Source organism: Streptomyces sp. NPDC005878 (assembly GCF_040629815.1).
In the GTDB taxonomy this organism is placed as follows: Bacteria; Actinomycetota; Actinomycetes; order Streptomycetales; family Streptomycetaceae; genus Streptomyces.
Window position 1 is genome coordinate 115294 of record NZ_JBEXWK010000015.1, and the last position, 19278, is coordinate 134571.

A 19278-nucleotide genomic window follows, 5' to 3' on the forward strand; every position below is an offset into this window, starting at 1 on the left:
GCGGCGGGTGCGGGACGGCTCGGACGGCGGGGCCGGGGCGGGCACACCGCAGCACGCTGCACAAACGCGTTTTTGTACTGGCCCGGGAATCCGCTAGAGTTCAACACGTCGCCGGGACGCGCAAGCGGAACGGAACCGACAAGCGGACGTGGCTCAGTTGGTAGAGCATCACCTTGCCAAGGTGAGGGTCGCGAGTTCGAATCTCGTCGTCCGCTCGATGTGGGGGATCTTCCCGAACCCCCGCTCTCACTCCTGGTGGAGTGGCCGAGAGGCGAGGCAACGGCCTGCAAAGCCGTCTACACGGGTTCAAATCCCGTCTCCACCTCCAAGGACGATTAGCTCAGCGGGAGAGCGCTTCCCTGACACGGAAGAGGTCACTGGTTCAATCCCAGTATCGTCCACTGGATCTTCTCGAAGATCCGTACCCGCGCGATTAGCTCAGCGGGAGAGCGCTTCCCTGACACGGAAGAGGTCACTGGTTCAATCCCAGTATCGCGCACGCAGCACGCAGTACGACCCGGTTCGCAGCCGTCCTGTATGGTTTCGACCGATCCCGCGCGATTAGCTCAGCGGGAGAGCGCTTCCCTGACACGGAAGAGGTCACTGGTTCAATCCCAGTATCGCGCACAGCCCGGAGCCCCCGGCCTTCTCGAAGGCCGGGGGCTTCGTCGTTCCGCCGAGGGCGGGTCAGGACGAGAAGAGCATGTGGCCGAAGCCCTTGTGGCGCTTGTGGCCGTAGTGACCACCGTGGCCGCCGTGCTGCGGGGCGCCCCAGGCGGGGGCGTGCGGGGCCTGGGCCGGGTAGCCCTGTGGGGCCGGGGGCGCGGGGTAGGCCTGCGGGGCGGGCGGGGCCTGCTGCACCCACTGCGCCTCCAACTGGGTCAGCGACTCCAGCTCCCCGTAGTCGAGGAAGATCCCCCGGCAACCGCTGCACTGCTCGATCTGGACACCGTTGCGGTTGTACGTGTGCATGGGCGCGTGGCACTTGGGACACTGCATGACCGGCTCAACTCCTCGCCGTTACTTCCGATGGGCAAGCAGCACCCTACGTGGACCCCCGTCACGGCAGCCCGGGCGGGAGTGCTGCGATTCGGGTACAGCTCTCGACGACGGCCAGCTCCGCCTCGTCCGGCGCACGGCGCTCACCGGCGCACTTGGCGAGGGCCAGGGCCGCCGTCTGTACGGTCAGGGCGCGGGCAGGCACGTCGAGTTGGGGCCACGGGTCGCCGTCCGGGGGCACGGCGGGGCCGCCCGCCTCCCGGTACGCGGCGAGGAAGCGGGACCAGTCGGCGGGGTCGAGCAGGCCCGCCGCGTACCAGGCGGCGGGGCGGGCCAAGTCCCAGGCCGGTGCGCCCAGTCCCAGGTCGTCCACGTCGATGAGCAGCCAGTCGCCGGTGCCGGCGGGGTGGCGCACGAGCTGGCCGAGGTGGAGGTCGCCGTGGCAGAGCCGGGCGGTGTCCTCGGCCGGGCCGGGACGCGGGAGCTCGGCCCGGACCCATGCGGGGAGTTGGTCCCAGGCCCGCAGCACGGCCTCCCCCGCCGCGCCCCGGACCCCGGCGGCCCGCATCCGCGCCACGGCCCGGGCAGCCTTGAGGGGCCCCCGCATGGCGGGCAGCGGCCCGGGCAGCGCGTCCGTCGGCACCCGGTGCAGGCGTGCCAGCAGCCGCCCGGCCTCGGCCCAGGGGGCGCTGTCGGGGTCGGTGGGGTCCACGGGGGCGCCGTGGGGCCAGAGGGTGACGGGGCGGGACGGCAGGGCCGCGCGGTCCTCCGCGGGCCGGTGGAGGCCGGACGCGCGGTTCCCCGCGCTCCTCGGGGCGCTGGGGCCGGACGGGACAAAAGCCCCGACCGGGGCGTGCGTCAGGGGTGCCAGCAGTACGCCGTGCAGGAGGGGGTGGGCGGCGACGGCCAGGCGGACGTCGAGCGCGGCACGGTCCGTGTCAGGGGCATGCGCCTTGGCCACGACGCGGCCGTGCCGCACGACGGTCCCGTCCGGCCGGTCCGCGAGGACCTCGGCACCCGGGGCGCGGAGCCCGTCCCCCGGCTCCCGGCCGGCCGCCGCGCACGCACCGCACGGGTGGCGGGGCGGGCGGTGGGCCGCCGTGCGGGCGGCCTCGGCCAGGGTGGCGACGAGTGAGGGAGACATGGGTCCCCCAGCGTACGGCTCGGCCCGCGCCGGCCGGGAGGACCCTCCTGGGACCCGGTAGCCGGACGTCCGGCGCGGCAGCTCGCCCCGGAGGGGGCGCGGGCCTGTGACATGTGCGGCTTCGCCGCGTGGGCGCGACCGGCCACGGACGGCCCGCCGCCCCACCACCGGGCATGCAAAAGGCGTTGCCCGGACGGCTCCCCAGCCGTCCGGGCAACGCCTTTTTACTGCCGTCCGCCGCACCCCCGTCCCCACGGGGCTGAAATGGCCGGATGTCCCCGACCCGGTCCGCTCTACCGGGTCCGGGGCGCCGCTCAGCGCCCCAGCATCACGCCCACGGACGACGCTTGTGTGACCACCGCTTCCCAGCCGCCGAAGACGACTGTCAGCAGGGCCGCCAGGGGAAGGGCCATGGCCGTCGCCACCAGGGGGTGGCGCGGACCGGACCGGCGGGCGCCGAACGCCGCGGCGTAAGCCCTGCGTCCTCGCGTGCGGAAAACCGTCCGCGTTGCCGTGTCCGCCATGGTCCCTCTCCTGTTCGTATGGAGAGCGGCGGGCGTCTGACCTCGGGGGACGAGTGCTACGCCCGCCGCTTGACCTCAACATTAGGGAAACGGCGGGCGCCGGTCGTCATGCCCTCGTACCGATTGCCGGGCCTCCCAGGGGATGAGTGGGTCCCCACTCCCGTACTCCCCTGGGTGGAGACGGGGGTCTAGGACTTGGGGTCTTCCCGGAGGGGACGGGCCCGGTCCTCCGACGCGTCCTCCCGGGGGACCGGCTGCTCGACCAGGGCCAGGACCCGGTTGGCCATGAAGCGCGCGGTGCGCACCACGGTTCCGCTACGGGTGACTTCGCTCACTTCCACCACCCCCCTGCGGACCGCCGTCTCCACCCGGCGACCCGCCCGGCTTGCCACCACTTCGTACGTCCGAGTCGTGTCACCCGCGTCCACGACTATCTCCACGCGGTCACCCTTCACCGAACCAATCCCCCTTCTGCGACGGACCGTTGAGATCGCGCTCGCGTCAGCGCGCCCGGCACGGGCGGCTGCTGACCACTCTTCAAGTTTCCCACCGGGCACTGACAATCGATCGGGGCGTGAGGGCGCGGCCTATGAGCACACCGGCCCGGGGGTACGTAAGCTGTGCCACGTCAACAGGACCGGGCAGCGGGGATGAACATGGCGATGATGCGGCTCCGGCGCGAGGACCCGCGTGTCGTCGGCTCGTTCCGGCTCCACCGGCGCCTGGGCGCGGGTGGCATGGGTGTCGTCTACCTCGGCTCCGACCGGCGCGGCCAGCGGGTCGCGCTGAAGGTGATCCGTCCCGACCTCGCCGAGGACCAGGAGTTCCGCTCGCGCTTCGCGCGCGAGGTGTCGGCTGCCCGGCGCATCCGCGGCGGCTGCACGGCCCGCCTCGTCGCGGCCGACCTGGAGGCGGAGCGCCCCTGGTTCGCGACGCAGTACGTACCGGGCCCCTCACTGCACGACAAGGTCGCCGAGGAGGGCCCGCTGGCCGCGGCCGAGGCCGCCGCGATCGGCGCCGCGCTCTCCGAGGGCCTGGTGGCGGTGCACGAGGCCGGGGTGGTGCACCGGGACCTGAAACCCTCCAACATCCTGCTCTCCCCCAAGGGCCCCAGGATCATCGACTTCGGCATCGCCTGGGCGACCGGCGCCTCCACGCTGACGCACGTCGGCACGGCGGTGGGCTCGCCCGGCTTCCTCGCGCCCGAGCAGGTGCGCGGCGCGGCGGTCACGCCCGCCACGGACGTCTTCTCGCTGGGCGCGACGCTGGCGTACGCGGCGATGGGCGACTCGCCCTTCGGGCACGGCAGTTCGGAGGTCATGCTCTACCGGGTGGTGCACGAGGAGCCGCAGCTGCACGGGGTGCCGGACGCGCTGGCGCCGCTGGTGCGGGCCTGTCTGGCCAAGGACCCCGAGGAGCGGCCCAGCACGCTCCAGCTCTCGATGCGGCTCAAGGAGATCGCGGCGCGGGAGGCGCAGGGCGGCTCGCTGGACGCGCGCCCGCCCGCCCAGCGCGACCGCTCCGAGGCGGAGCGCGCCACCGGCCGTCTGAACGAGCGCACCGAGCGGTACGAGCACGACGAGCGCACCCAGCGCTACACGGAGAGCGGCCGGGGTACCGGCGCGGGCCGGCCGGAGCGCGCTCCGCGCGGCTCCGCGCCGCGCACCGGCGGCACGCGCCCGCCCGCGCCCCGGGGCGCGGGCCGCTCCGGCAGCCGGACGAACGGCACCAACGGCACGGGCGGCCGTCCCGGCACGCGTCCGGGCTCCCGGACCGGCACGGGCCGGCTGCGCCCGGCCAACCCGCGGCTGCTGCGCCAGCGGCTGATCGTGTTCTTCGTGGTCACGCTGATCGTGGCGCTGGGGATCGCGGCGGCGCAGCAGTTGTAGGCGGGGCCCTACGCGGGGCGGCCCGTCGCCACCGCGTAGAAGGCGACGGCGGCCGCCGCGCCCACGTTGAGCGAGTCGACGCCGTGGGCCATCGGGATGCGGACCCATTCGTCGGCGGCGACCAGGGCCTGGGTGGAGAGCCCGTCACCCTCGGCGCCCAGCATCAGGGCCACCTTGTCGAGCCGGTGGGGCGCGGCCTCGTCGATGGCGGAGGCCTTCTCGTCCGGGGTGAGGGCGAGCAGCCGGAAGCCCGCCTCCCGTACCGTCGCCAGGCTCTTGGGCCAGGACTCCAGGCGCGCGTACGGGACGGAGAAGACGGCGCCCATGGAGACCTTCACCGAGCGGCGGTAGAGCGGGTCGGCGCAGTCCGGGGAGAGCAGGACGGCGTCCATGCCGAGGGCGGCGGCGCTGCGGAAGATCGCGCCGATGTTGGTGTGGTCGTTGACGGCTTCCATCACGGCGACCCGGCGGCTGGTGGCGAGGATCTCCTCGGCCGCCGGCAGCGGCTTGCGCTGCATCGAGGCGAGGGCGCCGCGGTGCACGTGGTAGCCGGTGACACGCTCGGCGAGGTCGGGGCTGACCGCGTAGACGGGCGCGGGAAGCTCGTCGATGACGTCGCGCATGACGTCGACCCACTTGGCGGAGAGCAGCATGGACCGCATCTCGTAACCGGCGTCCTTGGCCCGTCTGATGACCTTCTCGCCCTCGGCGATGAACAGGCCCTCGGCGGGCTCGCGCCTGCGCCGCAGCTCGACGTCGGTCAGGCCCGTGTAGTCGCGCAGGCGCGGGTCGTCGGGGTCGTCGATGGTGATGAGATCAGCCACAGGGTGATACTGCCTTGTCCTGGGTGTGGTGCCAACGGCGCGGACCGAGATCCGTTACCGCCGGTTACATGGTCGGGAGCGCGGGACCCACGGCGACCACGTCACCGATCACGATGACGGCCGGCGGCCGTACGTCCCGCGTGGTCACAGTCTCCCCCACGGTGGCCAGCGTCGCGTCGACGCGGCGCTGGGCGGCGGTGGTGCCCTCCTGGACGAGGGCCACGGGCGTCTCGGGGCTCTTGCCGTGGGCGATCAGCGTCCGGGCGATCGCGCCGATCTTGTCGACGCCCATGAGGATCACCAGCGTGCCGGTCAGCCGGGCGAGCGCCTCCCAGTCGACGAGCGAGCGCGGGTCGTCGGGCGCCACATGGCCGCTGACCACCGTGAACTCATGCGCCACGCCCCGGTGGGTGACCGGGATCCCGGCCGCGCCCGGCACCGAGATCGAGCTGGAGATGCCGGGGACGACCGTGCAGGCGATGCCCGCCTCGGCGAGCGCGTGCAGCTCCTCCATGCCGCGGCCGAAGACGTACGGGTCGCCGCCCTTGAGCCGGACGACGGCCTTGCCCGCCTTGGCGTGCTCGATCAGCGCGTTGTTGATGGCCTCCTGGGCCATGAACCGGCCGTACGGGATCTTCGCCGCGTCGATCACCTCGACGTGCGGCGGGAGTTCGTCGAGCAGGTCGCGCGGACCGAGCCGGTCGGCGATGACCACATCGGCCTCGGCGAGCAGCCGGCGGCCGCGCACGGTGATCAGGTCGGGGTCGCCGGGGCCGCCGCCGACGAGGGCGACGCCCGGGGTCCGGTCGCGGTGGTGCGGGGCGACCAGGGTGCCGTCGCGCAGCCCCTCCACCACCGCGTCGCGGACGGCGGCGGTGCGGCGGGGGTCGGGGGCGCCGCCGGTGAGCACGGCGACGGTGACGCCCTCGGTGCGGCCGGTGGCCGGGGTCCAGGCGGTGGCCTGGGTGGCGTCGTCGGAGCGCACGCACCAGACGCGGCGGTGCTCGGCCTCGGCGGAGGCGCGCCGGTTGGCCTCGGCGTCGCTGCTGGCGACCAGGGCGTACCAGGCGTCAGCGAGGTCGCCGTCCTGGTAGCCGCGGCGGTGCCAGGTGATCTCGCCGGTGTCCGCCATGGCCTCCACGGAGGGGGTGGCGCCCGGGGAGACCAGGACGACGTCGGCACCGGCCGCGATCAGGGCGGGGAGGCGGCGCTGGGCGACCTGACCGCCGCCGACGACGACGACGCGGCGGCCGGTGAGGCGCAGGCCTACGGGGTACGCGGGGTGTTCTGCCATGACGGGTGGCTCCTGGTGCGGCGTCGGCGGGCATCGTCGAAGGCCGGGGCGTCGCCCCGGACCCCATTGTCTGCGGACCGTCGCCCGGTGTGCCCGCCCGTTCCGCACTGCGGGACGGGCGGGCACACCGGGTACGACCGTGGCTACTTCTCGGTGACTCCGGCCGAGTCGAAGGTCGCGACCTCGTGCATCGCCCGCGCCGCGCTCTGGACCAGCGGCAGGGCCAGCAGCGCGCCGGTGCCTTCGCCCAGACGCAGGTCCAGGTCGACGAGCGGACGCAGGCCCAGCTTGTTCAGGGCCGCCACATGGCCGGGCTCGGCGCTGCGGTGACCCGCGATGCACGCCGCCAGGGACTCCGGCGCGATGGCCCGGGCCACCAGCGCCGCGGCGCCCGCGCTCACCCCGTCCAGGATCACCGGCGTACGCAGCGAGGCGCCGCCGAGGATGAAGCCGACCATGGCCGCGTGCTCCAGGCCGCCGATCCCGGCGAGGACGCCGATCGGGTCGGCGGGGTCGGGGCTGTGCAGCTCCAGGGCGCGGCGGACCACATCGACCTTGCGGGCGTGCGTCTCGTCGTTGATGCCGGTGCCGCGGCCGGTGACCTCGGCCGGGTCGACGCCCGTGTAGAGGGAGATCAGGGCGGCCGACACGGTGGTGTTGGCGATGCCCATCTCACCCGTCAGCAGCGCCTTGTTGCCCGCCGCCACCAGGTCGCGGGCGGTCTCGATGCCCACCTCGACGGCCGCGACGACCTCCTCGCGGGTCATGGCGGGCCCGGTGGTCATGTCACCGGTGCCGGGGCGCACCTTGCGGGGCAGCAGCCCCGGGGTGGCGGGGAGTTCGCCGGCCACGCCGACGTCGATGACGCAGACCTCGGCGCCGACCTGGTTGGCGAACGCGTTGCAGACCGCGCCGCCGCCCAGGAAGTTGGCGACCATCTGGCCGGTGACCTCCTGCGGCCAGGGGGTCACGCCCTGGGCGTGCACCCCGTGGTCGCCCGCGAAGATGGCGACGGCCGCGGGCTCCGGGATCGGCGGCGGGCACTTGCGGGACAGCCCGCTGAGCTGCGCGGAGATGATCTCCAGCATGCCGAGCGCACCGGCCGGCTTGGTCATCCGCTTCTGCCGCTCCCACGCCTCGCCGAGCGCCTTGGCGTCCAGCGGGCGGATCCCGGCGACGGTCTCCTGGAGCAGGTCGTGCGGGTCCTCGCCGGGCAGCGCGCGGCGGCCGTACGTCTCCTCGTGGACCACCCAGGACAGCGGGCGCCGCTTGGACCAGCCCGCCTGCATCAGCTCGGGCTCCTCCGGGAACTCGTCCACGTACCCCACGCACAGGTAGGCGACGACCTCCAGGTGCTCCGGCAGGCCCAGCGCGCGGACCATCTCGCGCTCGTCGAAGAACGAGACCCAGCCGACGCCCAGCCCTTCGGCGCGGGCGGCGAGCCACAGGTTCTCGACGGCGAGCGCCGAGGAGTACGGGGCCATCTGCGGCTGGGTGTAGCGGCCCAGGGTGTGCCTGCCGCCGCGGGTGGGGTCGGCGGTGACCACGATGTTCACCGGGGTGTCGAGGATGGCCTCGATCTTCAGTTCCTTGAACTGCTTGGCCCGGCCCTTGGGCAGCGACTTCGCGTACGCGTCGCGCTGGCGCTGGGCGAGCTCGTGCATGGTGCGGCGGGTCTCGGCGGACCGGATGACCACGAAGTCCCAGGGCTGCGAGTGGCCCACGCTCGGGGCGGTGTGCGCGGCCTCCAGGACGCGCAGCAGCACCTCGTGCGGGATCGGGTCGCCGCGGAAGCCGTTGCGGATGTCGCGGCGCTCGCGCATCACCCGCAGCACGGCCTCGCGCTCGGCGTCCGCGTAACCGGGCGCCGGGGCGCCGGCGTCGGCGTGGACGTCCTCGTCGTGGGCGCCGGGTCCGGCGTCCATGACGGCGTCGGCCGGGAGTTCACCCTGCCCGGCGCCGGGCGCGGCGTCCGGGACGAGCTCCTCGGCCGCGTCCTCGTCGTCCTCGATGAACACGGGGGCGGGGACCCGCTCCCGCGCCGCCGCCTCGGGGGCGGCCGGGACCGTCTCGGGCTGCGCCTCGAGGACGGCCTCGGCGCGGGGCACGGGCACGACGGGCACCGCGGCGGCCACGGTCCGCGGCTCCGCCGCGTCCTGCTCGGGAAGCGGCGACGGGGCCTGGCCCTGGGCCTCGGCGGCGGACGCGGGCGAGGGCGCGGTGGCCTCCGGCGTGACGGCGAGGGGCTGCGGCGCGCTCGCGGCCATCACGGCGACGGGCTCGGCCACCTCCCCCGGTGCCTCTTCCGGCAGCACCGAGACCGGCGCCACGGGCTCGGCGACCGGCACGGCCACCGGCTGGGGCGCCGACTGTGCCGGGACGGCTTCGGGCTCGGGGGACGGCACGGGCTGCGGCTGGGGCGCCTCCGGCTCGGCCGACGCGGGGGCCGCCTCGGCAACGGGCTCGGCGACCGGCTCCGCGGCGGGTGCCGGAACGGCCTCCGATACGGCCTCCGGTACGGATACGGGCTCGGCGGCCGGGGCCGCCACCGGCTCGGCCGGGGGAACGGGCTGGGCCGGGACCGAGCCCTCCACCGGCGGGAACGGACCGTCGGCGGGCGGCTGCACGGCCGCCGCGGGCGGGCCCTGCGGCATCGGCGTCGGCGCCGCCGCCTCGGCGGGCGCCTGCTGCTCGGCGGCAGCGGCGTGGGCGGGGGCGGGTGCGCCGACCGGCGCGAACTCCTCCGGGACGACCGTTTCTGCGCCGCTGACCAGGCCGTTCTGGGACGCCTGGGAGTCCTGGGACGCCTGGGAGTCCTGGGACGCCTGGGACGCCTGGGACGCCTGGGACGCCTGGGACTGCTGCGGCTGCTGCGGCTCCGGCTGCGCGAGAGGCTGCTGGGGCTGCGCGGGCTGCGGCTGGGCGGGCTCGGCCACCACGGGCTCCGCGGTCGTGGACTCGGCGGCCACCGGCTCTGCCGCCACGGGCTCGGACGCCGTCGGCTCGGCCGCCACCGGCTCGGGCAGCGGGAGCGGCTGCGCGGCGGGCTGGGGCTCCGGAGCGGGGGCGGCCGGCGGGGCGGCCGCCCGGGCGGCCTCCTGCGGCGGCGCGGACTCCCACGGCGTCGCTCCCTGCGGGGGAAGCTCGCTCAGCTGGGGCGCGGGCGCCGGGGCCGCCGTCTCCTCCCGGGGCACGTCGAGGTACTCGGGGCCGGTGGTCGGCGGGCCGGGGGTGCGCACCGGCGCCGGGTTCACGGGGGCGCCCGCGGCCGGACCCCGGTCGGCCAGCGACCGGACGACACCGCCGGAGGCGTCCGGTACCGGCGGGCCCATGTGCAGCGGGCGACGGGCGGTCGGGGGCACCGTGGACGGGGCGGCGGCCGGGGTGCGGACGGCGCCGAGATCCACCGAGCCGGAGTCGCGGCCACCGGCCTCGTGGGCGCCGGGTCCGGCGGCCTGCTCCGGGGCGGCGGGGGCGGCGTGCGCCGGGGACGGCACCGGCACGGCGGCGGCGAGCGGGGCGGGCGCGGACTGCGGGTCGATCCAGGCGCCCTGGGCGCCGGGCATCAGCAGGAGGTCGTCGTCGTCCGCGCCGAGCGCCGAACCGTCGGAGGGGTCGAGGAAGGTGTACGCGCCGGGAGCGGGGACGCCCGGCTGCTCCACCATGCCTGCGTCCTCCGGCAGTCCCTCGCCCGGGACCTGGCCGGTGTCAGTCATGCGTACCCCTCGTCCATCTGTAGTGCTTCTTCGGCCTGCGCCCGGGGACGCCCCCGCACAGCACGCCCCGCCCCCGTCGACAACAACGAGCGGGCCCGCCGCGCGGTGCGAACGGCCCGCGGACACACAGCATTCTCGCGGGAGATCGCCGACCTGGCGCCCCGTCTCGGCCACGGAACGTGTGGGGTGCGCCACGTTGCGCTCCACCGGGATCCGACGTACCGCGACAGGGTCCCAAACGGGTTCCCCATTCCGGACATTGACGAACGTAGCGCCGAACGGCCCGGTGCGGTACAACAGTCGGCCAGCCTACCCCGGACGACACGCCGGAGAGATCACGGGGACCTTTCCCGGCGCCTTCCGGAGAGCAGGAAAGCGACCGAGCGTTCGCGTTCCGACCAGGCGCTCGTGTCCAGTTCCACGGACTGGAGGAGGGCGCACTCCACGTCGTATCCGCCGGCTTCGAGGGCGGCGTCGATCGCCTCGGCGCCGTCGCGGGTGGCGGCGTGCGCGACGATCCGCTCCGGGCGGCGGTCGGCGCAGGCGGCGACGACCTGGGCTCCCCCGCCGCCGACGCGGACGACGTCGGGCTCGGGCAGCGACTCCAGGACGTGCGGGGCGCGGCCCGCCACGACCTGGAGCTGGACGCCGAAGCGGCGGCCCGCGGCCTCGGTACGGGCGCAGGCGTCCGGGTCGGCGTCGACGGCGATGACGGCGGCCCCGAACCGGGCGGCCTCGGCGGACAGCGCCCCGCTGCCGCAGCCGATGTCCCAGACGAGGTCGCCGGTGCGCGGGCCGAGCCGGGCGAGCTGGGCGGCGCGCAGGCCGGCGGACTCGCCGGGGCCGAGCCCCTCCCCGTACGCGTGCGCGGGCAGCGCCCAGCCGCGGACCTGCGGCGGGTGGCCGAGGTCGCGTCCGGCGATCCAGCCGGGGCCCGGCGCCGCGCCCTGGGCGCCGCCGATCACTATGACCAGGTTGGGGTCGCGCCAGGCGTGGTCGGCGACCTTGTCGGAGGTGAGGACGGTGACCTGTTCGCGCTCGCTGCCGAGCTCCTCGCAGATGACGAAGGTGCGGTGGACGCCTTCGAGGAGCAGGGCGAGTTCGGCCGGTCCGGCGCCCGGCGAGGTGAGGACGGCGACCTTGGTGTGCGCCCGGCAGACGTTGACGGCGCGGCGCAGGGTGCGGGGGTGGGCGACGACGATCTGGGCGTCGTCCCAGGGCATCCCGGCCCGGGCGAAGGCGGCGGCCACGGCCGAGACGGCGGGCACCACCTCGACCTCCAGGCCGTGTTCGGGGGCGCGCAGGGCGCGGACCACGCCGAAGAACCCGGGGTCCCCGTCGGCCAGGACGACCGCGCTGCCGCGGTGGCCGGCGATCCGGCGGGCGGCGAGGTCGACGCTGCCGAGCCGGATCCGCTCGGCGCGCGGGGGCACCTCGGGCAGCGCCAGGTGGTGGGCGGCGCCGGCCACCAGGGTGGCGGCGGACAGCGCGGACGTGGCCGCCGAGGTGAGCGGCGAGCCGTCCCAGCCGATCACCGTGACGCGGTCGGCCATCGTCGTCAGTCTCCTGGAGTCGTCGCAGGTCGGGGCGGCCGCGGTGGGCCCGGCCAGGGTGAGGGTACCTGGTGCGGGGCGGGTGGGGGCGGGGCGTGCGGGGGCGGTGGCCGGTTCAGTTCCAGTCGGCGAACGAGGCGTATCCGGCGTCCGCGAGCTGGTCGGCGACGCCGTCGAGGTCCTCGGGGAGCAGACTCCACACGATCAGGTCGGTGCGGATGTCCGTCCAGCCGCCGTCCTCCGTCTGGGTACGCGCTATCCAGGCGTTGCGCAGCACGCCCTCGCTGATGCAGCCAATCTTCTGGGCGACCTGCTGGGAGGCGGTGTTGTCGGCGGCGGTGCGCAGCTCGATGCGTTCGAACCGCTGGTCGCGGAAGAGCCACTGCGCGGCGGCGAGCACGGCCTCGGTGGCATAGCCCTCGCCGCGCGCCCAGGGGGCGATGACGTAGCCGACCTCGGTGGCCAGGGTGCGCCAGTTGGTGTTCTGGAGGTGGATGACGCCGACGAGGCGCTGGGTGAGGAACTCGGTGACGGCGAAGACGATGCCGCGCCCCGAGGTGCGCTCGGCGGGGGCGTGCAGGCGGACGAACTCCAGGGCGTCGCGGGCGGTGTAGGGGTGGGGCACGGAGGTCCAGGCGATGACGTGCTCGTCGTTCATCATCTCGATGTGCGCCGGGATGTCGTCCTCGTCGAAGGCGCGCAGCACCAGCCGGTCGGTGCTGATGGAGATGTCCGGGAACACCGGGGTCGGGGTAGTCATGTGCCGCTCCATGCCGGGGGACGGTCGTCAGGCCGTAAAGGCACAGCATGCAGCATCGGCGCGGGGATGTGCATGGCCGGGGCCGTGCCCGCGGGGTGGGCGGGCGTGCCGGGGCCCCGCACACCGGGCGGTGTGCGGGGCCCCGGGCCGGTGGCCGGAACTGACCGGCGGGGGTCAGGACTTGACGGCGCCGAAGGCCGGGACGACCGAGCCCTGGTACTTGTCCTGGATGAACTTCTTGACCTCGGGGGAGTTGAGGAGCTCGGCGAGCTTCTTGATCCGCGGGTCGGCCTCGTTGCCCTTCTTGACGGCGAGGAAGTTGGCGTACGGGTTGCCCTCGGCCTTCTCCAGGACGAGCGCGTCCTTGGCCGGGCTGAGCTTGGCCTCGATGGCGTAGTTGCCGTTGATGACCGCGGCGTCCACGTCGTTCAGGGCGCGGGGCAGCGTGGCGGCCTCGATCTCCTTGAACTTCAGGCCCTTGCTGTCCTTGATGTCGGAGAGCTTGGCGGAGGTGCCGACGCCGTCCTTGAGGGTGATCAGGCCGTTGCCCGCCAGCAGCTGGAGCGCGCGGCCCTCGTTGGTGGTGTCGTTGGGCACCGCGACCGTCTGGCCGGAGGCGATCTCCTTCGCGGACTTGACCTTCTTGGAGTAGAGGCCGAGCGGCTCCAGTTCCACGTTCACCACCGGCACGATGGTGGTGTGGTTCTTCTGGTTGAAGTCGTCGAGGTAGGGCTTGTGCTGGAAGAAGTTGGCGTCGACCTGGCCCTGCTGGGTGGCGGTGTTCGGCAGGACGTAGTCCGTGAACTCCTTCACCTCCAGCTTGAGTCCGGCCTTCTGCGCCAGGTTCTTCTTGACGAAGTCCAGGATGTCGGCGTGCGGGGTCGGGGAGGCCGCGACGACGAGCGCCTGGGCCGGGTCGGCCGAAGCGCCCTTGGCGGACGAGGACTTCGGGTCCGAGGAGGTGCCGCAGGCGGTCAGGCCGAGGGCGAGCGCGGCGGTGGCGGCGGCGGCCGCGGTGAGCTTGATGTTCTTACGCACGAAAAGTGCCTCTTTCTGGTGGTGCGGTGGGTCGCCCGGACAAGGAGTGCGGGCTCTGGTGGAGAGGAGGTCAGGTGGTGCGGCCCCGGCGGGCCAGCAGGCGCACGGCGCCGTCGCCGATCAGCTGGACCACCGTGACGACGGCGATGAGCACACCGACGGTGACGAGCATGAACGGGGTCTCGAAGCGCTGGAAGCCGTAGGTGATGGCCTTGGAGCCGAGGCCCTCGCCGCCGACCGCGCCGGCCATCGCCGAGTAGCCGACGAGGGTGATCACGGTGGTGGTGAGCGCGGCGATCAGCGAGGGCAGGGCCTGCGGGAGCAGCACCTTGCGCACGATGGTCGGGATGGAGCCGCCCATCGACTGGACGGCCTCGACCAGGCCGTGGTCGACCTCGCGGATCGCGGTCTCCACGAGCCGGGCGAAGAAGGGGATGGCGCCGACGGCGAGCGGCACGATCATCGCGGTGGGGCCGATGAAGGTGCCGACCACCCAGGTGGTGAAGGGGATCAGGGCGATCAGCAGGATGATGAACGGCATCGAGCGGCCGATGTTCACGATCACGCCGATGACCTTGTTCACCGGGCGGTTCTGGAGGAGCCCGCCCTTGTCGGTGAGGACGAGCAGCACACCCAGCGGCAGTCCGCCCGCGACGGTGACCAGGCTGGACCAGAGCACCATGTAGAGGGTGTCGATGGTTCCCTGGGACAGCAGGGGCTGCATCTCGGACCAGCTCACTTGGCACCTTCCTTGACCAGGGCGGCGGCCTGCGCCTGCACCGGGATGTCCGCTTCGGCCGCTTCGCCGGCCTCGACCGCGTCGGCCTGCTCGACCACGTCGACCTGGAGGCCCTGTTCGCGCAGGAAGCCGACCGGGACGACGTTCTCCTCGTACCGTCCGGGCAGCTCGATGCGCATCCGGCCGATCTGCCGGCCGCCGACGGTGTCCATCGCGGCGCCGAGGATCGAGATGTCGACGTTGTACGTGCGCGACAGCTGCGAGATGACCGGCCGGGTCGCTGCCTCGCCGTGGAAGGTCACGTCGACGACGGTCCGCTCGGGGCCGGTGGCCTCGCCGGTGACGGGGAACAGCTCGGCGGCGAGCTCGGAGCCGGGGGTGGCGAGGAGTTCGCCGACGGTGCCGGACTCCACGATCCGGCCCCGCTTCATCAGCGCGGCCGAGTCGCAGACCGTCTTGACGACGTCCATCTCGTGGGTGATGAGCAGGACGGTGAGGCCGAGCTGCTGGTTGAGGTCGCGCAGCAGCTGGAGGATGGAGCGGGTGGTCTCCGGGTCGAGGGCGCTGGTCGCCTCGTCGGAGAGCAGCACCTTGGGGTCGCCGGCCAGCGCCCGGGCGATGCCCACGCGCTGCTTCTGGCCGCCGGAGAGCTGGGCGGGATAGGCCCTGGCCTTGTCGGCGAGGCCGACCAGGTCGAGGAGTTCCAGGGCCTTGCGGGAGCGCTCCTTGCCGGAGACGCCGAGGATCTCCAGGGGCAGCTCGATGTTGCCCTGCACGGTCCGCGCGGAGAGCAGGTTGAAGTGCTGGAAGACCATGCCGATGCGGCTGCGCGCCCGGCGCAGCTCCTTGCCGGCGCGCCTGCCGCGCCCGGCGAGGGCGGTGAGGTCGACGCCGTCGACGGTCACCGTGCCGGTGGTCGGCCGCTCCAGGAGGTTGACGCAGCGGATGAGGGAGGACTTGCCGGCGCCGCTCTGGCCGATGACGCCGAAGACCTCGCCCTCGCGGACATGGAGGTCTACGCCGTCCAGGGCGGTGACCTCACGGCCGCGCGACTGGTAGACCTTGGTGAGGCCCGTAGTGGTGATCACAGGATTTCCGTCACTGTCGAGTGCGCGGCGCGGTGTCCGCCGGGCACGGGGCAATCGTGTTCGGGACGCGTCACAGCCACATCGGTGGTAACCGGGAGGCATGGCGTGCGCGGGCATGGCTCATGGGTCTCGCTTCGGGGCGCGAGGCTCAGGCGGGGGCCCTCAGAAGGCGCACATTCGACACAGACAACGAGCACCGGGCGCGTTCATCGCCTCGGTCGCAAGGGTGCGGCTGCTCGTCGTGGTCATGCGTGAAGTAAAGCAGAAGGAGCGAACGCCCGATCAAGGCTGTCCGTATAGCGGACAGCAATCGCCCGGCATCCGGACGCCGTCGCGGCGTCCGGGAGGCGGCGCGGACCCCCGGACCGAAGCCGCTCCTCCCCCTCTGGCCTGGGCCGATGCCCGGGGCGGCGGTACGGCGGAGACACCCTCGTCGCGCCTCCTCCCCCGGGTCTCCTGTGGTCAAGGCCACGGTGGCGCGTCCGGGCCGGCCGGTGGCGCCCGGGGCGGGCGCGAAGGGCGCTTCGGCCCGTAATACGCTCGTTCCCATGCTTGACGCCCTGACGGTCGCGGTCGCCGCCGCCGCGCTCGCCCTCGCCGCCTGGTGCGGCTTCGCCGCCTACCGGGACCAGCCCACCAAGGACTGGCACTTCATCGGCATGGCCGTGGTCTCCGTACTGGCCCTCGCGCAGCTGGTGGTCGGCCTGGTGCAGCTGGGGCGCGGCGAGCGGCCCGAGCAGGGCATGGCGATCTTCATCGCCTATCTGGTCGGCTCGTTCGCGGCCGTCCCGGCGGCCGGTCTGCTGTCGCTGAGCGAGCGGACCAAGTGGGGCTCGGTGACGGTCTCGGCCGGCGCGGTGGTGCTCGCGGTGCTCGAAGTGCGTCTCTACGACATCTGGGGAGGGTGACCGTGGCCGAGCCGACCACCGGTTCCGCCGAGCGGGACGCGTCCGGCCGCAGGAGGCTGGGCAGCGGACCCGGCCGCGTCCTTGTCTGGTTCTACGGGGTGTTCACCGTCGCCGCCGCCTCCCGCTCGATCGTCCAGATCGTCCAGGACTTCGGCAAGGCACCACTGGCGTACGTCCTGTCGGCGGTGGCCGCCGTGGTGTACGGGTTCATCACCTTCTCGCTGGTGCGCGGCGGCGAGCGGCTGCGGCGCACGGCACTGGTGTGCTGCGCCGCCGAGCTGGTCTTCGTCCTGACCGTGGGCACCTGGACGCTCGCGGACCCGTCCGCGTTCCCCGATGCCACGGTCTGGTCGGACTACGGTGCCGGCTACGTCTTCATCCCGGTGATCCTGCCGGTGCTCGGCATGCTCTGGCTGCGCCGGAACCGGGAGACGGCCGCCACCGCCTAGGCGCTCGCGACGAACTGCCGGGCGGCCGCTTCCTTCTCCAGGGTGATCACCGACAGCTTGGGGCCGACCGTCTCGGTGGAGACCGGCGCGTAGCCGTGCTTGCGGTAGAGGCGCAGGTTGGACTCGCTGCGGTGGCCGGTGAAGAGCCGGAACCGCTTGGCCGACAGCTGCCCGGCGAAGTGCTCCTCTATGGCGCTCAGGAGCCGGCTGCCCAGTCCGTGCCCCTGCATCCTCGGGTGCACGATCAGCTTGCCGATCCGGCCGGTGCCCGAGGCGTCCACGCTCCCTCTGACCGAGGCGACCACCTCGTCCCCGAGCCGCGCCACCAGCGCGTATCCTCCGCCGAGCTCGCTGCGCAGGCCGTCGAGCGTCTGGGTGAGCGGTTCGATGGAGTAGTCGCCGTAGAGCTCCGCCTCGCTCTGGTAGCAGAGGTACTGAAGCTTGAGGATCTGCTCGCAGTCACCCTCACGCGCCGCAGAGATGGTCACGCTCATGCCCATGTGTGCATGCCTTCCGCTCACCCGTCCACCGGTTGTCTAACGCTCCATTCCCCGCGGGCCTGGAGCCGCAACCTCCGCCGCGAGCATTCTGCGCAGGCATCCCAGGCAACGGGAACGCATCGGCCCCAGACTCCCCTGTGAGATATCCAACTCCCCTGCGATTTCTCGGTAGGTGGGGTCGCTGGGCGACAGAAGTGCGGTCAGCAGACGGGGGCAGTTCCCCGGAGTCCTGGCCACGGCCGTACGCAGAGCACGGCTCAGCTCCTCGCTCAAAGCCGTGCGTTCCGGGCCTGATTCCGGGTCGGTGGCCGGTTCCGCGGCGAACGGCAGCTCGCGCCGGGCCCGGCGGCGAGCCCTTCTGACTTCCGCCCGGACGGCCCAGCGCACCCAGGGCACGGGATCCGCCGGACGGATTTCGAGGAGCCGCACCCAGACGTCCTGTTCGAGGTCGGCGGGGTCGACTCCGGCACCCGGCGCCTCCGCGGCGGCCTCGGCGGCCAGCAGCGGGCTCAGCTCTTTGACGAGGTCCATGCCGGGCGGGACGCGGCCGCCGTCGGGGGCGGTTTCGACGGCGGCCCCATGTCACCCGTACGTGGCTTCTCGTACGTCCGTGCTAGCCGCGGGGCGGGCGCCCGCCCCGGAAGTCGGCCGCGGCCAGCAGCGCCGTGTCCGCGTTGTCGGAGAACACCGCGTCGATCCCGGTGGCGAAGTAGGTCTTGAGGGCCCCGAACACGTCCCCGTAGGCGTTGGGGTCGGTGCCGCGCCGGAAGTCGGCGGGAAGGAAGGTGCTCTCGTTGCGCATCGTGTACGGGTGCAGGACGAGGCCCCGCGCGTGGGCGTCGGCGACCAGCGTCGTCGGTTCGGTGAGCCGGCCCGCCTTGTCCTTGGGGATGATCAGGTCCAGGGTCGGGCCGATGCCCTGCGCGAACGAGGCGATCCACGTCAGGCCCTCGGGCGTGACGAGGTCGTCGGTGGTGCGCGGGTCGCCGCTCGCCACGAAGTCCCACGGCCGGGTGCCGGTGCCGGACAGCAGGACCACCGACGGGGTGTCCACCAGCCGGCTCAGCCGCTGGATACTGCTGGGCTCGAACGACTGGAGGAACTGCGGGGAGTCGGCGCGGTGGCGCCCGTAGCGGCGCAGCAGCCGGGCGACCCGGTCCTCCAGGGGCAGGCCGATGCCGCGGAAGTACGTGGGGTGCTTGGTCTCGGTGTGCAGCCAGATCCGGCGGCCGAGGCGGCGCTCCTCGCGCTCGGCCCACTGGAGGACCTCCTCGAAGGTGGGGACGGACCAGCGGCCGTCGTAGAGCGTGTTGCGCTGCCGCACGGCGGGCAGGCGCTCCTTGGCCCGCAGGGTCCTCAGCTCGGCGAGGGTGAAGTCCTCGGTGAACCAGCCGGTGACGGCGGTGCCGTCGATGGTCTTGGTGGCCTTGCGCCCGGCGAACTCGCGGCGGTCGGCGACATCGGTCGTGGCGGTGATGTCGTTCTCGTGACGGCAGACCAGATGCCCGTCCCTGGTGGGGACCAGGTCCTGTTCGATCACGTGGGCGCCGAGGTCCAGCGCGTGCTGGTAGGAGCCGAGGGTGTGCTCGGGACGGTATCCGGCGGTGCCGCGGTGGCCGATCACGTACGGGACCGGCAGGTCCTTGTACGAGCCGTGGCGGCGCTCCCCGCCGCTCCCCCGGGGCCGCGCGCTCGCGGCCGCGGGGGGCAGCCCGGTGGCCGCCGTGCCCAGAACCGCCGCGCCGAGCACGGTGCGCCGCCCGGGGCCGATCCGCTCACCCTGTGTCATGAACGCTCCTTGTGAAGTGGTGTGTGCCACGCCTGTTGTCTGTCCCGCACCTGTCAACGGGAGG

18 protein-coding genes and 5 tRNA genes are annotated in these 19278 nt (G+C 73.7%); 8 read left to right on the forward strand and 15 right to left on the reverse strand.

What is annotated here, in order from left to right; genetic code table 11:
* Window positions 1-142: 142 nt before the first annotated feature.
* From ABZ404_RS22290 to ABZ404_RS22310, 5 genes are all read left to right on the forward strand, one after another.
* Window positions 143-215 (forward strand) — tRNA-Gly (locus tag ABZ404_RS22290).
* A gap of 39 nt (window positions 216-254) precedes the next feature.
* A tRNA-Cys gene (locus tag ABZ404_RS22295) sits at window positions 255-328 on the forward strand.
* Window position 329: 1 nt separating this feature from the next.
* Window positions 330-401: transfer RNA gene (locus ABZ404_RS22300), tRNA-Val, on the forward strand.
* 26 nt (window positions 402-427) lie between these two features.
* Window positions 428-499 (forward strand) — tRNA-Val (locus ABZ404_RS22305).
* Between the two features lie 56 nt (window positions 500-555).
* A tRNA-Val gene (locus tag ABZ404_RS22310) sits at window positions 556-627 on the forward strand.
* A 60-nt stretch (window positions 628-687) separates the two neighbouring features.
* Here the strand turns inward: ABZ404_RS22310 and ABZ404_RS22315 are convergent.
* The 4 genes from ABZ404_RS22315 to ABZ404_RS22330 form a co-directional block, all read right to left on the reverse strand.
* Window positions 688-999, reverse strand: coding sequence for a zf-TFIIB domain-containing protein (locus tag ABZ404_RS22315; RefSeq protein WP_358836925.1), 312 nt, complete (start codon window positions 997-999; stop codon window positions 688-690).
* Window positions 1000-1060: 61 nt separating this feature from the next.
* The gene (locus ABZ404_RS22320) at window positions 1061-2143 is read right to left on the reverse strand and encodes an aminoglycoside phosphotransferase family protein (RefSeq protein WP_358836926.1); all 1083 of its coding nucleotides are present in this window, start codon (window positions 2141-2143) and stop codon (window positions 1061-1063) included.
* 314 nt (window positions 2144-2457) lie between these two features.
* A complete protein-coding gene (locus ABZ404_RS22325) occupies window positions 2458-2667 on the reverse strand; it encodes a hypothetical protein (protein WP_358837462.1) in 210 nt (69 codons plus the stop codon).
* 188 nt (window positions 2668-2855) lie between these two features.
* Window positions 2856-3122 (reverse strand): hypothetical protein, encoded by a 267-nt coding sequence (locus ABZ404_RS22330; RefSeq protein ID WP_358837463.1) that lies wholly within the window; start codon window positions 3120-3122, stop codon window positions 2856-2858.
* A 201-nt stretch (window positions 3123-3323) separates the two neighbouring features.
* On the opposite strand from ABZ404_RS22330, the gene ABZ404_RS22335 reads away from it, so the two are divergent.
* Window positions 3324-4556, forward strand: a complete 1233-nt coding sequence (locus tag ABZ404_RS22335; protein ID WP_358837466.1) for a serine/threonine-protein kinase — start codon at window positions 3324-3326, stop codon at window positions 4554-4556.
* An 8-nt stretch (window positions 4557-4564) separates the two neighbouring features.
* Here ABZ404_RS22335 and ABZ404_RS22340 read toward each other — a convergent pair whose 3' ends face one another.
* From ABZ404_RS22340 to ABZ404_RS22375, 8 genes are all read right to left on the reverse strand, one after another.
* Window positions 4565-5380, reverse strand: coding sequence for an RNA methyltransferase (locus ABZ404_RS22340; RefSeq protein WP_358837464.1), 816 nt, complete (start codon window positions 5378-5380; stop codon window positions 4565-4567).
* 64 nt (window positions 5381-5444) lie between these two features.
* Complete coding sequence (gene cobA, locus ABZ404_RS22345; RefSeq protein ID WP_358837465.1) at window positions 5445-6674, reverse strand: uroporphyrinogen-III C-methyltransferase; 1230 nt, start codon at window positions 6672-6674, stop codon at window positions 5445-5447.
* Window positions 6675-6817: 143 nt separating this feature from the next.
* Window positions 6818-10390: a nicotinate-nucleotide--dimethylbenzimidazole phosphoribosyltransferase gene (gene cobT / locus ABZ404_RS22350; RefSeq protein WP_358990716.1), complete on the reverse strand. Its 3573-nt coding sequence runs from the start codon at window positions 10388-10390 to the stop codon at window positions 6818-6820.
* A 335-nt stretch (window positions 10391-10725) separates the two neighbouring features.
* Window positions 10726-11943: a precorrin-6y C5,15-methyltransferase (decarboxylating) subunit CbiE gene (gene cbiE / locus ABZ404_RS22355; RefSeq protein WP_358990719.1), complete on the reverse strand. Its 1218-nt coding sequence runs from the start codon at window positions 11941-11943 to the stop codon at window positions 10726-10728.
* Between the two features lie 115 nt (window positions 11944-12058).
* Window positions 12059-12715: a GNAT family N-acetyltransferase gene (locus ABZ404_RS22360; RefSeq protein ID WP_358836714.1), complete on the reverse strand. Its 657-nt coding sequence runs from the start codon at window positions 12713-12715 to the stop codon at window positions 12059-12061.
* Between the two features lie 162 nt (window positions 12716-12877).
* Window positions 12878-13741 carry a MetQ/NlpA family ABC transporter substrate-binding protein gene (locus tag ABZ404_RS22365; protein ID WP_358836715.1) on the reverse strand — a complete coding sequence of 288 codons (864 nt, stop codon included), beginning with the start codon at window positions 13739-13741 and terminating at the stop codon, window positions 12878-12880.
* A gap of 70 nt (window positions 13742-13811) precedes the next feature.
* Window positions 13812-14480 (reverse strand): methionine ABC transporter permease, encoded by a 669-nt coding sequence (locus ABZ404_RS22370; RefSeq protein ID WP_358836716.1) that lies wholly within the window; start codon window positions 14478-14480, stop codon window positions 13812-13814.
* Window positions 14477-15568, reverse strand: a complete 1092-nt coding sequence (locus tag ABZ404_RS22375) for an ATP-binding cassette domain-containing protein (RefSeq protein ID WP_358836717.1) — start codon at window positions 15566-15568, stop codon at window positions 14477-14479. The genes ABZ404_RS22370 and ABZ404_RS22375 overlap by 4 nt, the downstream gene beginning before the upstream one ends.
* Before the next feature lie 548 nt (window positions 15569-16116).
* Between ABZ404_RS22375 and ABZ404_RS22380 the strand changes: the two genes are divergently transcribed.
* Complete coding sequence (locus ABZ404_RS22380; RefSeq protein WP_358836718.1) at window positions 16117-16476, forward strand: hypothetical protein; 360 nt, start codon at window positions 16117-16119, stop codon at window positions 16474-16476.
* Between the two features lie 2 nt (window positions 16477-16478).
* The gene (locus tag ABZ404_RS22385) at window positions 16479-16925 is read left to right on the forward strand and encodes a hypothetical protein (protein ID WP_358836719.1); all 447 of its coding nucleotides are present in this window, start codon (window positions 16479-16481) and stop codon (window positions 16923-16925) included.
* Here ABZ404_RS22385 and ABZ404_RS22390 read toward each other — a convergent pair.
* The 3 genes from ABZ404_RS22390 to ABZ404_RS22400 all read right to left on the reverse strand — a co-directional run bounded on the left by ABZ404_RS22390 (window position 16922) and on the right by ABZ404_RS22400 (window position 19214).
* Window positions 16922-17425, reverse strand: coding sequence for a GNAT family N-acetyltransferase (locus ABZ404_RS22390; protein ID WP_358836720.1), 504 nt, complete (start codon window positions 17423-17425; stop codon window positions 16922-16924). The two genes, ABZ404_RS22385 and ABZ404_RS22390, sit on opposite strands and share 4 nt — an antisense overlap.
* A 36-nt stretch (window positions 17426-17461) precedes the next feature.
* On the reverse strand, window positions 17462-17956 hold the full coding sequence (locus ABZ404_RS22395; RefSeq protein ID WP_358836721.1) for a sigma-70 family RNA polymerase sigma factor: 495 nt from the start codon (window positions 17954-17956) through the stop codon (window positions 17462-17464).
* A gap of 82 nt (window positions 17957-18038) precedes the next feature.
* Entirely contained in the window at window positions 18039-19214 is a 1176-nt protein-coding gene (locus ABZ404_RS22400) for a glycerophosphodiester phosphodiesterase (protein WP_358836722.1), read from the reverse strand.
* Between the last annotated feature and the right edge of the window lie 64 nt (window positions 19215-19278).

Bases quoted from the DNA above. Each gene is read 5' to 3' on its own strand.
- ABZ404_RS22315 (WP_358836925.1), bottom strand. From the start codon at position 999: ATGCAGTGTCCCAAGTGCCACGCGCCCATGCACACGTACAACCGCAAC.
- ABZ404_RS22320 (WP_358836926.1), bottom strand. From the start codon at position 2,143: ATGTCTCCCTCACTCGTCGCCACCCTGGCCGAGGCCGCCCGCACGGCG.
- ABZ404_RS22325 (WP_358837462.1), bottom strand. From the start codon at position 2,667: ATGGCGGACACGGCAACGCGGACGGTTTTCCGCACGCGAGGACGCAGG.
- ABZ404_RS22335 (WP_358837466.1), top strand. From the start codon at position 3,324: ATGGCGATGATGCGGCTCCGGCGCGAGGACCCGCGTGTCGTCGGCTCG.
- cobA (WP_358837465.1), bottom strand. From the start codon at position 6,674: ATGGCAGAACACCCCGCGTACCCCGTAGGCCTGCGCCTCACCGGCCGC.
- cobT (WP_358990716.1), bottom strand. From the start codon at position 10,390: ATGACTGACACCGGCCAGGTCCCGGGCGAGGGACTGCCGGAGGACGCA.
- cbiE (WP_358990719.1), bottom strand. From the start codon at position 11,943: ATGGCCGACCGCGTCACGGTGATCGGCTGGGACGGCTCGCCGCTCACC.
- ABZ404_RS22360 (WP_358836714.1), bottom strand. From the start codon at position 12,715: ATGGAGCGGCACATGACTACCCCGACCCCGGTGTTCCCGGACATCTCC.
- ABZ404_RS22380 (WP_358836718.1), top strand. From the start codon at position 16,117: ATGCTTGACGCCCTGACGGTCGCGGTCGCCGCCGCCGCGCTCGCCCTC.
- ABZ404_RS22390 (WP_358836720.1), bottom strand. From the start codon at position 17,425: ATGGGCATGAGCGTGACCATCTCTGCGGCGCGTGAGGGTGACTGCGAG.
- ABZ404_RS22395 (WP_358836721.1), bottom strand. From the start codon at position 17,956: ATGGACCTCGTCAAAGAGCTGAGCCCGCTGCTGGCCGCCGAGGCCGCC.
- ABZ404_RS22400 (WP_358836722.1), bottom strand. From the start codon at position 19,214: ATGACACAGGGTGAGCGGATCGGCCCCGGGCGGCGCACCGTGCTCGGC.